Here is a 13,455-nt window from a genome sequence, read left to right on the forward strand (position 1 = left end):
ATAGGAACTCCAATGCCTGCTTCCCTTCCCAGTGATCTGATCCGCAAAGAGGTTGCTCAGCTTCCCACCTATAATGCAGGCCTTGCTTTGGATCAGTTCAAGGCAAGATACGGCGTTGATTGTCTGGCGAAACTTGACAGCAATGAAAGCCCGATGGGCCCCTCACCTTTGGCAATCAAGGCCATGCAGGACGCGGCAACGGGTGTCGGTCGTTACCCTGATGCGGCCAATACCGCGTTGCGCGATTTGATCGCCCGCTCGATGGGCACGCAGGCGGATCGCGTCATCGTCGGCAACGGGTCCGAAGACCTCATTGGTGCGCTTTTCCGGGCTGTCATCCGCCCTGAAGATAAAGTTGTCACAATCTGCCCCAGCTTCGGCCTTCACGAATTTGGCGCGCAGATGTTTGGCGCAACAGTCACCAAGGTCAATTTCAACGCGGATTGGTCTTTTCCCGTAGATGGCCTGCGTGAGGCATTACGATCCAAGCCACGCGTTTTGATTTTTTCCTCTCCCAGCAACCCCGCAGGTCCCGCCATTTCGGAAACGGAATTCCGACAGGTGATCGCAGATACAGACCCCGCCACCCTTATTTGTTTTGATGAAGCCTACGCCGAATTCATTGAAAGCAGCAAACGTTTCAACGCACTGCAAATATTGGACGACGCCGGAAAGCCTTCTATCATCTTGCGCACATTCTCGAAAGCCTACGGTCTGGCAGGTGCGCGTGTAGGATACGGTATCGCAAGTGACCCACAGCTCGTTGCTGCATTTATGAAAACGCGCAATCCGTTCGGCGTGAACGCCATGGCAGCCTGCGGCGCATCTGAGGCTATTGGCGATCGGGCACATCTTGACAAAACCGTCGGTCTCGCAACGAGGGAACGAGAAAGGGTTGCTACTGCTTTAACCTCAAAGGGATACAAATGCGCCCCGTCTCAAACCAACTTTGTGTTCTTTGATACCGGTGCGTCGGCCAAAATTTTGGCCGAAAAACTGCGCACCAAAGGCGTGTTGATCAAAGCGTGGCTGGAAGAGCCTTTCGAAAACTGGGCGCGCGTCACCGTAGGTACACCTGCTGAAAACGATGCATTCTTGAATGCCCTGTAGGTGTTTACCATGACATTTCCGGATTCCTAATTCTGAAACTCACCCCCTACCGGCTCACGCCGGTAGGGGGGCCGGTTTCGGCGCTGTGACGGTGCGATAGGGTGTCTGGTAGATGTCCATCATCGAAAGTGGACATCTTGAGGTTCGCGATGTCGCCAAGCGGATGGACGAGGCGAAGCACGATGTGCTGACCTGCACGGCGTTCGACGAGAGCCTGCGCTCGAAGTTGCACAGCACCAATTCCTTGGAGCGCATCAACAAGGAGATCAAGCGGCGCACCAACATCGTCGGCATCTTTCCCAATCGTGAGGCCGTCATCCACCCCGTCCGCGCGCTGATGCTGGAACAAAATGACGAGTGGGCCGTCTCCCGCCGCTACATGCCGGTGAAAAAGCTGACCGCCATGTGCAACGATGCGGACACGGCGACGATGATCGCCGCCCAGTGAACGAGCGACACCAGCTACCAAGAAGCGGGTGGACGCCAGTTCCTACACCATTTCCCGGGACATTACCCGTTGCTGCAGCCTCATCTCTTTGCCCTTTCGAAAGAACTGGCGGTGCAGGGGCCCAAACGGACCTCTGGTTTTCCAAACTGCGCGCGAATTTCGGGAACCTTTGCGGTCCTGCTGCATCCAATGGCCAGGTGACGAGAAATCGCACCGGTTGAAAATTGGAAAAGGACCCCACCATGATCAAGCATATCCTGCTGGCCTCGAGCCTTGTTTTCGCCTCCGCGACGCTTGCAATTGCCCACGACGAAGAGGCCTTGCGGCAGGCGCCTCCGGGTGAGCCCTATGTGCAGGTCAGCGACGTGCTGCCGCTTCCCGAGTTTATCCCGGGATTGGGCACGCTGTTCGTCAATCCCGAAAACCTGCCGGCAGGCCCGTTCCTATCCTACGACCATGACGGCACGCTTTCGGCCACGATCTACATGACCCCGCTGGAAGACCTGCAGGCGGGGACGGCCTATGACGGGCTCGGGATCGGCTCTCACGAGGTGAGTTCAGTCGACATCTACTATAATGCCGGTCATCCGGGCGTCGAGAAGCCGCATGCGCATGTCGTGCTCTTCCATGACGCGGATGCCAAAGGGCGACTTGCACAATGACCCGCATAAACCGTCGTATCATACTTCTCGGGGGCGGCGTCACCGCCGCCCTCGGGAACCCTTTCCTGGCCCTGGCACATGCCAGGGTAGAGATCGAAATGCGCGGCACGTCCCGCGGTGAGCGGATCTGGTTCGATCCGATCGGCCTTGCGGTCGCCCCGGGCACCACGCTGCGGTTCACCAACCGCGATCCGGGAAACAGCCATACCGCGACCACCTATCATCCGCAGATCTTCGGCAGGGCAAGGCGCATACCGGCCTCTGCCGAGCCTTGGAACAGCGACTACCTCCTGCCCGCCGAAAGCTTCGAGATCACGCTGACGGTGCCAGGCATCTACGACTACTATTGCATCCCGCACGAGATGGCGGCCATGATCGGTAGGATCGTCGTCGGCACGCCGGATAGCGCTGGATGGGAAGGTCCCTCCGGGGATCGCGACGACATCTCTAACGAGGTGCTTGCGGCGCTTCCGACCGTTGACGCTATTCTCGCGAATGGCCGTATCGGCATGGAGGACAGGCCATGACATCACAGTTGAACCGCCTGCATGCCCCGGTGCCCGATGCAACCACGCCCGAGGCCGACCTGGTCCGGGGCGCACGCGATGGCCGTGAAGCCGCGGTGCGTGAACTGATTCGTCGGCTGAATCCCCGGCTGTTTCGGGTCGCCCGTGGTATCGTCGCCAGCGATGCCGAAGCAGAGGACGTGGTGCAAGATGCCTATTTCGCCGCCTTTGCCAAACTGGACAGCTTTCGCGAGGAAGCGCGCTTTACAACCTGGATCACGCGGATCGCCATCAACGTCGCGAAAATGCAGCGCCGCCGCGATCATCCCAACGAGGTATATGATACCGTGACCGAAGATGACGCATCCCAAATCCTCGCCTTTCCCGGGCAGGGCGGCGAACCGGTCGAGGCGACCCTTGGCCGGGCACAGATCCGTGCCCTCACAGAAAAAGCGGTCGCCGATCTGCCGCCCGACCTTCGACTGGTCTTCATCCTGCGCGAAACCGAGGGGCTGAGCACCGCCGAAACCGCCAAGGCGCTGGAAATCAACCCGATCACAGTAAAAACGCGGCTCTTTCGTGCGCGACGTCGGCTGAGGACAGCGCTGGAAGAACAGGCACGCGGCGGGTTCGAGACGATCTTTCCCTTCGACGGCCAGCGCTGCGTTCACATGGCCGACCGGGTCGTCGGCACACTCAAGGACCAGGGGAGGCTCTGACATGGGATCGGCATTTCCAAGATTGATCGCCAGCGCCGCGAAGGCGGGCGACACCGCAGAGGGCCAAGGCTATCGCGTGCTCAATCGCGACTATCCGCGGGACTTCACGCCCGATGCGGCCTATCGCGCCTCAATGCCCGATTTGCAGAACGGCCCCGCCTCGCTGATCCGGGGCGCACGCCGCAAGCTGCAGCATGTCGGCATCTCCAACTTCCGCCTGCCACTGAGGTTCACGTGCCGCGACGGCGGCGAGACAACATTGCAGGTATCGGTGAGTGGCACCGTCGGGCTGGATGCCGGGAAGAAGGGCATCAACATGTCCCGCATCATGCGCAGTTTCTATCGGCATGCGGAGTCAGTTTTCAACTTTGATACGATGTCGGCGGTGCTTGACGACTATCTTGGCGATCTGGAAAGCGACGATGCCCGGTTGCAACTGCGGTTTTCCTACCCGCTCACGGTGCCATCGCTGCGGTCGGGCCTGAAGGGGTATCAATACTACGGTCTCGCCATGGAACTCTCGGAGGTGAACGACTTGCGGCAACGGTTCGTGCATCTCGACTACGCCTATTCCTCGACCTGCCCGTGTTCACTGGAACTCAGCGAACATGCGAGGCAGGTGCGCGGGCAATTGGCAACGCCGCATTCGCAGCGCTCGGTGGCGCGTATTTCGGTCGAGGTCGTTGGCGAAAAGCAATTGTGGTTCGAGGACCTGATCGACATGGCCCGGGCGGCCGTGCCGACCGAAACCCAAGTCATGGTCAAGCGTGAGGATGAACAGGCATTCGCCGAATTGAATGCCGCCAATCCGATCTTCGTCGAGGATGCCGCCCGGTTGTTTTGCGAGCCGTTGCAGAAGGATGTGAGGGTCGGCGATTTTCGGATCATCGCCAGTCACCAGGAGAGCCTGCACAGCCACGATGCCGTCAGCGTCCTTACGGCGGGGGAGAGCTTTGTTTCCGGCAGCATGGACCCGGACTTGTTGGCGTCGATCGCGCGGGCCGGTTGACCGATTTCGACCTGATGGTGCCGTGTGCATGGTGCTCTTGTGACGAGCGTAGCTCATCATCGAAAGACAGGTATCCCGCAAACCGGAGGCTGACGCCATCCGCTACGAACGTCAGCTCTCCAAACTCGAGTAAGCGAAAATTAATTCGCGAGTGATGCCCGCTAAGCGGGCGCGCTCTACCTGCTCATCCCTTTCGAAAGCGGGGGCTCGATCCTATACGTGTCAGGCGCGCTGCCTGTCCCGGGCGGCCCGGCCGCTACGTTTGTCGATTTCACCAACCAACGCGGGTTGTTTCACGCCGGGGTGGTGGACGATGTGCTCATGATAACCGCCAAGGCTTTCGTGTAGCTGCACATCGGGCGCTTTCGCTGCCGACAGGGCCTTGATTGCATGCGTCCAGTTGCACCTCTGACTTCACCCGTTCGATCCATTCTACTACGCTTGGAGGCGACAGTCATTTCGACGGTAGGCGCTAAAATCGTTGGATCGGGCCTCCTATTCTTGATGCCATGGGCACCTGTTAAAAATGATGTTTTACATATCAGTAATTATTGTCTAAATATCTCATATCATATACAGGATATACATAATGATCACAGGTCCGCAGATGCGCGCGGCACGCGCGCTGATCGGCATTGACCAGAAGACACTGGCCAAGCTGGCCGGCCTCTCGGTGCCGACCATCCAGCGCATGGAGGCCGGCAGCGGCAATGTGCGCGGTGTCGTGGACAGCCTCACCAAAGTCGTCGAGGCGCTTGAATTCGCCGGTATCGAACTGATCGGCGAAGGCTCTGTCAGCACAGCAAGCGGACGGGGCGTGCGACTGAAGATGCCTTCCTCGAAACACTGACCCCTCAACCCGCGACGGCGACCGCCGACACCAGGCCGACGATCCCGCCGCAACCTTACAAGGTGCGGCCACAGATGAAAAAACAGACCACCAAACTGAGCGACGCTCCCAGTTTCGCCGAGCTCTTCACCCCTAAACTCCTCACCATCCTTCGCGAAGGCTATGGCCCGGTGCAGTTGCGCGCAGACGCCATCGCCGGACTGACCGTGGCGATTGTCGCGCTGCCGCTCTCGATGGCCATCGCCATAGCCTCCGGCGCGACGCCGGCACAGGGGCTCTACACGGCCATTGTCGGCGGCTTCCTGGTCTCGCTTCTGGGTGGATCGCGCTTCCAGATCGGTGGCCCGGCCGGCGCTTTCATCGTGCTGGTTGCCGCAACCGTGGCACAGCACGGGATGGAGGGGCTGATCCTCGCCACGTTCCTGTCGGGGCTGATGATGACCGCCGCCGGCTTTCTGAGGCTTGGTGCCTTCATCAAGTTCATCCCCTATCCGGTCACGGTCGGGTTCACCGCCGGAATCGCGGTGATCATTTTCGCCAGTCAAGTCAGGGAGCTGTTTGGCCTCGCGCTGGAGCATGAGCCGGGCGAACTCCTGGAAAAGGTCCCCGCGCTCTGGGCCGCACGATCGAGCCTGACGCCAGCCGCGCTCGGCGTTTCCGCGGCGACGGTCGCCGTGATCCTCGTGGTGCGACGCTGGCGCCCGCACTGGCCGGGGATGCTGATCGCCGTCGGCTTTGCCGCCACAGCGACCGCCATATTCACGCTGCCGGTGCAGACCATCGGCACAAAGTTCGGCGGCATCCCCTCGTCGCTTCCGGCACCGGACCTGCCCCCTTTCTCGACGGAAAGCGTCCTCGCGGTTCTCCCGGCGGCACTCTCCTTCACCTTGCTGGGGGCCATCGAGTCGCTGCTCTCCGCCGTCGTCGCCGACGGCATGACCGGGCGCCGCCATCGGTCGAACTGCGAACTCGTGGCGCAGGGCGCGGCCAACATCGGGTCATCCCTCTTCGGCGGCTTCTGCGTGACGGGCACCATCGCGCGCACCGCGACAAATGTCCGGGCCGGGGCGCATGGTCCGGTGGCCGGGATGCTGCACGCCGTATTCCTGCTCCTGTTCATGCTGGTTGCCGCGCCGCTCGCCTCATACATCCCGCTGGCCGCGCTGGCCGGTGTGCTGGCCGTCGTGGCCTGGAACATGATCGAAAAATCAGCCATCGCGATCCTCGTCCGATCGGGTTGGGGCGAGGCGACGGTGCTGGGCGTCACCTTTTTCCTGACCATTTTCCGCGATCTGACCGAGGCCATCGTCGTCGGATTCGCACTTGGGTCGGTCCTCTTCATTCATCGCATGAGCCGGACAACAGGTGTTGTGACAGACGGTGTCTTTGTCGGTCGGGACGAGGCCGACACCGCCCACCCGCGCGGCGAATACCATGAAGACGACGCCCAGAACCCCGACGTAGTCATCTACCGGATCACCGGCGCCCTGTTCTTCGGAGCGACCGCCTCCATCGGGTCTGTGCTCGATCGCATCCAGGACACCCACAAGGCGCTGATCGTCGACTTCTCATCCGTGCCATTCCTCGATTCGACGGGCGCCAACATGATCGAGGGACTTGCCCACAAGGCGCGCAAGAAAGGTGTCGCGCTTTGGCTTACGGGCGCAACCAGCGACAGCCAGCGTGTCCTTGCCACCCACGGCCTGAAGCCACCGGTGGCCCACTATGCCACCACGATCGACACGGCTCTCACTCAGGTCCGCGATGTCCCGACGACTGATCGGGGAGCGGCCTGATGCCTGCATCCGGCTGGGAAACACGTCGCCCGGCACGGCGAAGAAACAGCCGGGCTGAGGCGCGGCGACGCTATGTTCTCGAGGCTCTTGAACGACCGCGGACTCAGGCGGAGCTCCGCGATGCCCTCAGGATGAGCAACAGCGGGATCTTGCATCTTCTGCGACGGATGGAGCGGGACGGGCTGGTGCGGCCCGCCGAACGGGTCGCCTGGACACGGATCTGGGAGCGCACACTCAAGTCGGAAACGGGACGACGGTCATGACGGACGTCTCAGGTCGTCGCGGATGCGTGTTCGGCACGGGCGCTTACGATGTCTGGATTGGCTTGCCCGGTCGTCTCGGACGAGCCGGACGGCCGAAAGAAAAGCAGCCGTAGGGCGTTCATCGTGACCAGCACGGTGGCACCGGTGTCGGCGAGGATCGCGATCCAGAGGCCGGTGATTCCGAGCAGTGTGGTGACGAGGAAAACGGCCTTCAGCCCGAGCGCGATGGCGATGTTCTGGCGGATGTTGACCATGGTCCCGCGGGCAAGACGGATGGTGGCAGGCGCATCGGTGACGCGGTCGCGCAGGATCGCCGCATCGGCCGTCTCCAGCGCCACGTCAGTGCCCGAGCCCATGGCGACGCCGACATGTGCCGCGGCCAGCGCCGGCGCATCGTTGATCCCGTCGCCGATCATCATGACCCGCGCGTCAGAGGTCAGGTCGCGGATCGCGGCGACCTTGTCTTCGGGCATCAGGTTGGCGTGATGGTCGATCCCAAGCCCCTTGGCGATGGCGCGCGCGGTGCGGGAATTGTCCCCGGTCAGCATGATCGGGCAAACCCCCAGCGTGCGCAGCTGCGCGACCGCGTTTGCCGCGTCATCGCGCGGTTCATCCCGCAGCGCGATAAGGCCTTGGGGCAGGTCCGCGCGCAACACGATCACCACGGTCTTGCCTTCGGATTCCAGTGCGGCCACGCGGCTGCGCACGGCGTCGCCAAGTGCGCCACGTTCCTCCGCCAGCCGGGGTGAGCCGACGCAGACCAGCGCGCCGTCGATCATGGCCTGCGCGCCCTTGCCGGGCAGCGCCCGCCCGTCGAAGGCGACAGCTGCGGTGACGCCGCGCCGGTCGGCCTCGGCGCAGATCGCCCGGCCCAGCGGATGGCTGGCACCGCTCTCGACACCGGCGGCGAGCGCCAGCAGGCCCGCCTCGTCCCCCTCCAGCACAGACAGGTCGGTCACCTGGGGTCTGCCCTGCGTCAATGTGCCAGTCTTATCGAAGGCGACATGCGTGGTCCGCGCCGCCGCCTCGATCACCGCACCGCCCTTCATCAGCAGGCCGCTGCGCGCCCCGGTCGAAAGCGCCGAGGTGATCGACGCGGGCACCGAGATCACCAGCGCGCAGGGGCAGCCGATCAGCAGCAGCGCCAGCGCGCGGTAGATCCACTCCTCCCAGGCCAGCCCGAAGGCCAGCGGCGGAACGACCGCGACCAGCACCGCCGCGCCGACCACGGCGGGCATGTAGACGCGGCTGAACCGGTCGATGAAGCGTTCGGTCGGCGCACGCGCGCTTTCGGCCTCTTCGACGAGGCGCACGATGCGGGCGATGGTGTTGTCCTCCGCGGCCTTCGTGACGCACACGCGCAGCAGCGCCTCGGTGTTGATCGACCCGGCGAAGACCTCGCCGCCAGGTTCCTTTAGGCTCGGCACGCTCTCTCCCGTCACCGGGCTTTCATCGACGCCGGAGACGCCATCGACGACCTCGCCATCGCAGGGCACGCGGTCGCCGGGGCGGACTTGCACGATCTGGCCAACGCGTAGCGTGTCGGCCGGCACGTCGCGGGTTCCGGGCTCGACTTCGAGCCGCGCGGTCTTCGGCACCAGCTTGGAGAGCGCACGGATGCTGTCGCGCGCCTTGCCGGCCGAGACACCTTCCAGCAGCTCGCCCACAGCAAAGAGGAAGACGACCAACGCCGCCTCTTCCGGCTCACCAATCGCCAGCGCACCGCCGGCGGCGATGGTCATAAGCATCTCGATGGTGAAGGGCATGCCTACACGGGCCATCGCGAACGCCCGCCGGGCCACCGGGATCAGCCCGATCAGGGTGGCGAGCACGAAGGCCCAATGCGCGATGCCAGTGGGCAGGAAAAGGTTCGATGCCCAGGCCGCGGCGAGCAGCGCCGCAGTGCCGATCACCAGCCGGCCCTTCGTTGCTTGATACCATGACGGCGTGTCACTCGGTTGTGCCGCATCCGCCGCCTCATCCTCCGGCTCCGGCGAGTCTGCCGCTACCGGGAAGGCTCCGTCGGGCAGGACGAAGCCGCCCCTCGGCTTCTCGGGCCGTGCCCCTTTGACCGCGATGCCGAAGCCAACCCCACGCACTGCCTTCTCGACATCTTCGGGAGATGTGCGTGCCTCGTCCAAGGTCACGCGCAGCCGCTCGGCCATCAGCGCGACATCGACATCGCCGACGCCGGGCAGGCGTTCGACCGCGCCGCGCACCTTGGCGGCGCAGGACCCGCAATCCATGCCCGTCACCTGCCACTCGCGTTGCCCTGCGCTTCCGTCCGCCATGATGGCACTCCGTTGTGATTCCCAGTCGGGTTTTGATATACGATCTACAGCAACTGTAGGTTCAAGCCCCGCAATGAGGTTTTCCGCGCGCGCCTCTATCGAAACGACAAAAGGACAGGATACATGCTCTCCATCGGCATATTGGCACGGCGGACCGGCACCAAGGTGCAGACGATCCGCTACTATGAACAGATCGGCCTGATGCCCGAACCCGGCCGGACCGAGGGCGGCCAGCGTCGCTACGGCGATGTCGAGCTCGACCGCCTGGCTTTCATCCGACACTCGCGGCAGTTGGGCTTTTCGCTCAACGCGATCCGGGAATTGCTCGACCTCTCGGACAGCCCTGAACGCTCCTGCGCGCAGGTCGATGCGGTGGCGCAGAGGCAGCTGAAGGAGGTCGAGGACCGCATTGCCCGGCTCGAAGCGCTGCGCATCGAGCTGCGCCGGATGATCAGCGAGTGCAGTGCCGACCGGGTCGCGGACTGCCGCATCCTCGAAGTGTTGCGTGACCACGAGGAGTGCCTTGCCGATCACGATCCGCCGAGCGCCTGATACCGATCGCACTGTTCGGCTGGCCATTAGGACTTTCGATGGTGCCATTCTTATGCGCAACGCCCTTGTTGTTACGCGTTGGCGTCATGCCATAATGGCGACGCAGGGCATCGAACCGGTCGGTGAGGTCAGTCCGGGCGGATTTGTCCAGGTTTTTGGAGGCCGCCGACTGGCTGTCGCTGCGATGGTCGTGCGGCACGCCGAACGTGGTACAGTCGATGATTCAGCGGCTCACCCGCCACGGACACGCCCAGTTTTCCCATAGCGGTGAAATCCGACAGGCCGATCCTGCCCGGCGTGTGGACTTGCCGGAAAATGACGTCCTGTTCGGGTCCGCGCGCGGCGTCCTTTTGCGCGATGGCAAGGTCGGATTACTGCCGATGCCGAGGACAACTACTCCTTCACTATCGGCCTCTATGAGTGGCCCTTGCCATCCATCGATATCTTCACCTTGGCCTCCTTCAGCTCATCGATCCAGTCGCTGCCGGTGAACTGCGATCCCTGATCGGTGTTGAAGATCTCCGGCGGGCCATAGGTGGTCAACGCGTCTTTCAGCGCTGCGACACAGCAATCCGCGTCGAGCGTGTTCGACAGCTGCCAAGCCAGCACCTTGCGGCTATACCGGACCATGGTGGCCACCAGATACGGGAACCCCCGCTCCATCCGGATATAGGTGGTGTCGGCGCACCAGACCTGGTTCTGGTAGATCGCCACCAACCGCATCACGCGCATCAGGCGCCGCACACGATGACGGCCACACTTGTGACCCTGCCGCTTCATGTGCCGCGCCATCTGGTGAGAGCCATACCACAGGGTATCCAAGAACGGCTTGTCGATGATCTCCATGACGGCCAGGTTCTCGGCGCTGTCGCCTTTGGAGCGACAATACAGCGTCGCGCGCGACATTTACAGCAGCGTGCATTGCCGTCGCTGGCTCAGGACATGATCCTTGCTCACCTTTTTCTGCCACGCGTCCCGAGCAGCTGAACCGAGGCATTGGCCAAAAATCCCGTTCCATCACCAGCTGCCCGAACTTCGAATGCAGCTTCTCGATCTCCGCCGCGTTCCCCTTCCCGGGATCAGCACCCCGCCGGGTGAACGCCGTGGCCATGTTCTCGATCGCCGCACGATTCCATGTGCTGATCTGGTTTGGATGCACGCCATATTTCTTCGCCAACTCGGCCGGCGTCATCTCTTCTCGGATCCCTTCGAGCGCGACCTTCGCCTTGAACTCAGACGTATGTGTCTTTCTCTTTGTCATTTTTGATCGTCTCTCGCGTCATGCGATCCACCTTAACAAATGGTCTGAATTTCTCCGGCCACCTCTGGAAAGCTGCGGCAGGGTTGCGCGATCCAATTCGACGGCCCGCACGGTTTGGGCCAGATCCGTCCCCACTACGTGCGGTTTCTGGGCCCATCCCACCGGGCGGCAACTCATCAGATTACTAAACCGTGCCGTTTTATTATCCACGAAACACGCAGCCAACCGTCATCAATCGGCCTGACGTCGAAAACACTTGATTAGCAGTCGGAACTCAGGGAGTATGCAACCTATGGCGGCATCGCATTAACCTATGGTTGCACCACATAACTAGGCCCGAAAAACCTTTAACTTTAGGAAAAAAGTAAATGGCGATAATCTCTGTAGATCTACTGAACAATTCAACGGTCACTATTGATAGTCTGAATGCGAACGATGGCGATGTTATTAACATTACCGCTTTGGGGAGCTCAGAACTAATTGTCGACGGGGTCGATGTAGAGGTTGGAAGTATCGCTGGAGTTCAAGCTCTCTCTGCACCCACATTTACTTCTACAGGCGGCGCTAATCTGACGATTGATCAAGGACTTCTAAACGTTCCCGCGCTTAACAACTTCACTTTCAATATTGAAGATAACAGTCATACCACCCTTGACGGATCCACCGTGACTGCACTGAACGGTCTGAACAGCTACGACGTCAACTTTTCTGGCGCAGATGCAGGGTCTTTTACGTACGATGACCCTGATGTCGGGATCGCATCCGTTGTAAACTTTAATGTTACGGGGATGGAGGCTGGTGACCAAATGAACTTGGGAGACGGCAACTGGCAGCTAGACGACGGTAGTATTCTTAACCCCCTCGACGCCTTTCGCGACGGCAAGTTGCATCTGGAGAATGGTGCAGCTGGGGTATTACAAACGAAAGTAACGGCCAGCATTGAGATGACTCAAGAGGAGTATGATGAGTTCCTTGAAGACCCGTCTGCCTTCCTCTCCGGACAGGACTTTACTATGGTTTGCTTTGCCGCTGGAACGCGCATCGCGACACCAGATGGGGAATGCGCCGTTGAAGCGCTTGAAATTGGTGACATGGTTCTAACCGCCGCAGGCACCACTGTCCCGGTCAAATGGATGGGGCGCCAAACCGTGCACAAGGTTTTCACCCCTAAAGAACGTTTTGTGCCTGTGCGGGTAAAGGCTGGCGCGCTTGGAAATAACTTACCTCATACCGATCTCTTGGTTACGGCGGATCATGCGTTGATCATAGATGAACTTGCGATCAACGCCGGCGCGCTAGTCAACGGCACAACCATTGTTTTTGAAAGGGTGGAAGACCTGCCTCAGAAAGTCACTTATTATCATATCGAGACCGAGGATCATAACGTTGTGCTCGCCAACGGGGCTGCTGCTGAAACCTATGTGGATTATATTGAGCGCCGGGGATTTGATAATTACGCAGAATATGTGGACCTTTATGGAGAGGAACGCACTATCATTGAAATGGCTCGTCCTCGGATCTCTTCAGCTCGGCTTTTGCCACCGTCAATCTGTGCGCGTCTAGGCGTGCAAAAAATCGCCTGATGATTTATAACGCAGCTACGCCGTAATCCGAAATTTGTCGTAGTTGATGACCCGGATGTTGTCTGACACCTGATCGCGAAACTATTCCCACTCGTTGGGAATAGTTTCGCGGAAGACCATTAGGATCGCATTCGCGAACTGCTCTTGGCTTGGATCGTGCCGATTTTGTGTCACGTGTTGGTGCATGATGGCCCACAACCTTTCTATCGGGTTCAGATGTGGGCAGTCGGGCGGCAGCTGGATCACATGGATGCGACACTCTGGTCTGGCCAGGAATTCATCGAGTTATGCGTTGATGTTGAATGCCGACATCCAGATCGTCTGCGAAAGCAGGCTCCGTGCAGCCATACCGGAAATCTGCTCAGAGCCCACTGCGCCGATGACAGAGCTTGGCACCGCTGGCAA

General features: G+C 60.9%; 12 protein-coding genes and 3 pseudogenes. 10 read left to right on the top strand and 5 right to left on the bottom strand.

The features are described from left to right. Positions 1-12: 12 nt before the first annotated feature. The 8 genes and pseudogenes from BHD06_RS14380 (at position 13) to BHD06_RS14415 (ending at position 7,100) form a co-directional block, all read left to right on the top strand. Positions 13-1,110: an aminotransferase class I/II-fold pyridoxal phosphate-dependent enzyme gene (locus BHD06_RS14380; protein ID WP_080457672.1), complete on the top strand. Its 1,098-nt coding sequence runs from the start codon at positions 13-15 to the stop codon at positions 1,108-1,110. A gap of 112 nt (positions 1,111-1,222) precedes the next feature. Continuing rightward, a complete protein-coding gene (locus BHD06_RS14385; protein ID WP_080457673.1) occupies positions 1,223-1,558 on the top strand; it encodes a transposase in 336 nt (111 codons plus the stop codon). 242 nt (positions 1,559-1,800) lie between these two features. Continuing rightward, positions 1,801-2,220, top strand: a complete 420-nt coding sequence (locus BHD06_RS14390; protein ID WP_217805674.1) for a hypothetical protein — start codon at positions 1,801-1,803, stop codon at positions 2,218-2,220. Next, positions 2,217-2,747, top strand: a complete 531-nt coding sequence (locus tag BHD06_RS14395; RefSeq protein ID WP_080457674.1) for a plastocyanin/azurin family copper-binding protein — start codon at positions 2,217-2,219, stop codon at positions 2,745-2,747. The genes BHD06_RS14390 and BHD06_RS14395 overlap by 4 nt, the downstream gene beginning before the upstream one ends. Continuing rightward, the gene (locus BHD06_RS14400) at positions 2,744-3,445 is read left to right on the top strand and encodes an RNA polymerase sigma factor (protein WP_080457675.1); all 702 of its coding nucleotides are present in this window, start codon (positions 2,744-2,746) and stop codon (positions 3,443-3,445) included. Before BHD06_RS14395 ends, BHD06_RS14400 begins: the two co-directional genes overlap by 4 nt. Positions 3,446-3,503: 58 nt before the next feature. After that, positions 3,504-4,454 (top strand): annotated as a pseudogene (folE2, locus tag BHD06_RS14405) (GTP cyclohydrolase FolE2); the annotation flags it as partial. A 589-nt stretch (positions 4,455-5,043) separates the two neighbouring features. Then, positions 5,044-5,304, top strand: coding sequence for a helix-turn-helix domain-containing protein (locus tag BHD06_RS14410; protein ID WP_080457677.1), 261 nt, complete (start codon positions 5,044-5,046; stop codon positions 5,302-5,304). Positions 5,305-5,378: 74 nt separating this feature from the next. After that, the gene (locus BHD06_RS14415; protein ID WP_080457678.1) at positions 5,379-7,100 is read left to right on the top strand and encodes a SulP family inorganic anion transporter; all 1,722 of its coding nucleotides are present in this window, start codon (positions 5,379-5,381) and stop codon (positions 7,098-7,100) included. A gap of 271 nt (positions 7,101-7,371) precedes the next feature. Here BHD06_RS14415 and BHD06_RS14420 read toward each other — a convergent pair whose 3' ends face one another. Continuing rightward, positions 7,372-9,654 (bottom strand): heavy metal translocating P-type ATPase, encoded by a 2,283-nt coding sequence (locus tag BHD06_RS14420; RefSeq protein WP_080457679.1) that lies wholly within the window; start codon positions 9,652-9,654, stop codon positions 7,372-7,374. 123 nt (positions 9,655-9,777) lie between these two features. On the opposite strand from BHD06_RS14420, the gene BHD06_RS14425 reads away from it, so the two are divergent. Next, positions 9,778-10,206, top strand: a complete 429-nt coding sequence (locus tag BHD06_RS14425) for a helix-turn-helix domain-containing protein (RefSeq protein ID WP_080457680.1) — start codon at positions 9,778-9,780, stop codon at positions 10,204-10,206. A 4-nt stretch (positions 10,207-10,210) separates the two neighbouring features. Here the strand turns inward: BHD06_RS14425 and BHD06_RS24355 are convergent. The 3 genes and pseudogenes from BHD06_RS24355 to BHD06_RS24040 all read right to left on the bottom strand — a co-directional run. Then, a pseudogene (locus tag BHD06_RS24355) lies at positions 10,211-10,550 on the bottom strand (IS21 family transposase); the annotation flags it as partial. Between the two features lie 70 nt (positions 10,551-10,620). Beyond that, complete coding sequence (locus tag BHD06_RS24360) at positions 10,621-11,112, bottom strand: DDE-type integrase/transposase/recombinase (RefSeq protein WP_080457681.1); 492 nt, start codon at positions 11,110-11,112, stop codon at positions 10,621-10,623. Between the two features lie 208 nt (positions 11,113-11,320). Then, positions 11,321-11,467, bottom strand: a pseudogene (locus BHD06_RS24040) (transposase); the annotation flags it as partial. A gap of 368 nt (positions 11,468-11,835) precedes the next feature. Here BHD06_RS24040 and BHD06_RS14440 point away from each other — a divergent pair. Continuing rightward, entirely contained in the window at positions 11,836-13,050 is a 1,215-nt protein-coding gene (locus BHD06_RS14440; RefSeq protein ID WP_080457682.1) for a Hint domain-containing protein, read from the top strand. 81 nt (positions 13,051-13,131) lie between these two features. Here the strand turns inward: BHD06_RS14440 and BHD06_RS14445 are convergent, their stop codons facing one another. Then, the gene (locus tag BHD06_RS14445) at positions 13,132-13,323 is read right to left on the bottom strand and encodes a transposase (protein WP_080457683.1); all 192 of its coding nucleotides are present in this window, start codon (positions 13,321-13,323) and stop codon (positions 13,132-13,134) included. Positions 13,324-13,455: the final 132 nt, after the last annotated feature.

It is taken from the genome of Roseovarius sp. A-2, from assembly GCF_002072155.1.
GTDB lineage: Bacteria > Pseudomonadota > Alphaproteobacteria > Rhodobacterales > Rhodobacteraceae > Roseovarius.

Coding starts and splice junctions, on each gene's coding strand:
- BHD06_RS14380 (WP_080457672.1), top strand. CDS start 13: ATGCCTGCTTCCCTTCCCAGTGATCTGATCCGCAAAGAGGTTGCTCAG.
- BHD06_RS14385 (WP_080457673.1), top strand. CDS start 1,223: ATGTCCATCATCGAAAGTGGACATCTTGAGGTTCGCGATGTCGCCAAG.
- BHD06_RS14390 (WP_217805674.1), top strand. CDS start 1,801: ATGATCAAGCATATCCTGCTGGCCTCGAGCCTTGTTTTCGCCTCCGCG.
- BHD06_RS14395 (WP_080457674.1), top strand. CDS start 2,217: ATGACCCGCATAAACCGTCGTATCATACTTCTCGGGGGCGGCGTCACC.
- BHD06_RS14400 (WP_080457675.1), top strand. CDS start 2,744: ATGACATCACAGTTGAACCGCCTGCATGCCCCGGTGCCCGATGCAACC.
- BHD06_RS14410 (WP_080457677.1), top strand. CDS start 5,044: ATGATCACAGGTCCGCAGATGCGCGCGGCACGCGCGCTGATCGGCATT.
- BHD06_RS14415 (WP_080457678.1), top strand. CDS start 5,379: ATGAAAAAACAGACCACCAAACTGAGCGACGCTCCCAGTTTCGCCGAG.
- BHD06_RS14420 (WP_080457679.1), bottom strand. CDS start 9,654: ATGGCGGACGGAAGCGCAGGGCAACGCGAGTGGCAGGTGACGGGCATG.
- BHD06_RS14425 (WP_080457680.1), top strand. CDS start 9,778: ATGCTCTCCATCGGCATATTGGCACGGCGGACCGGCACCAAGGTGCAG.
- BHD06_RS24360 (WP_080457681.1), bottom strand. CDS start 11,112: ATGTCGCGCGCGACGCTGTATTGTCGCTCCAAAGGCGACAGCGCCGAG.
- BHD06_RS14440 (WP_080457682.1), top strand. CDS start 11,836: ATGGCGATAATCTCTGTAGATCTACTGAACAATTCAACGGTCACTATT.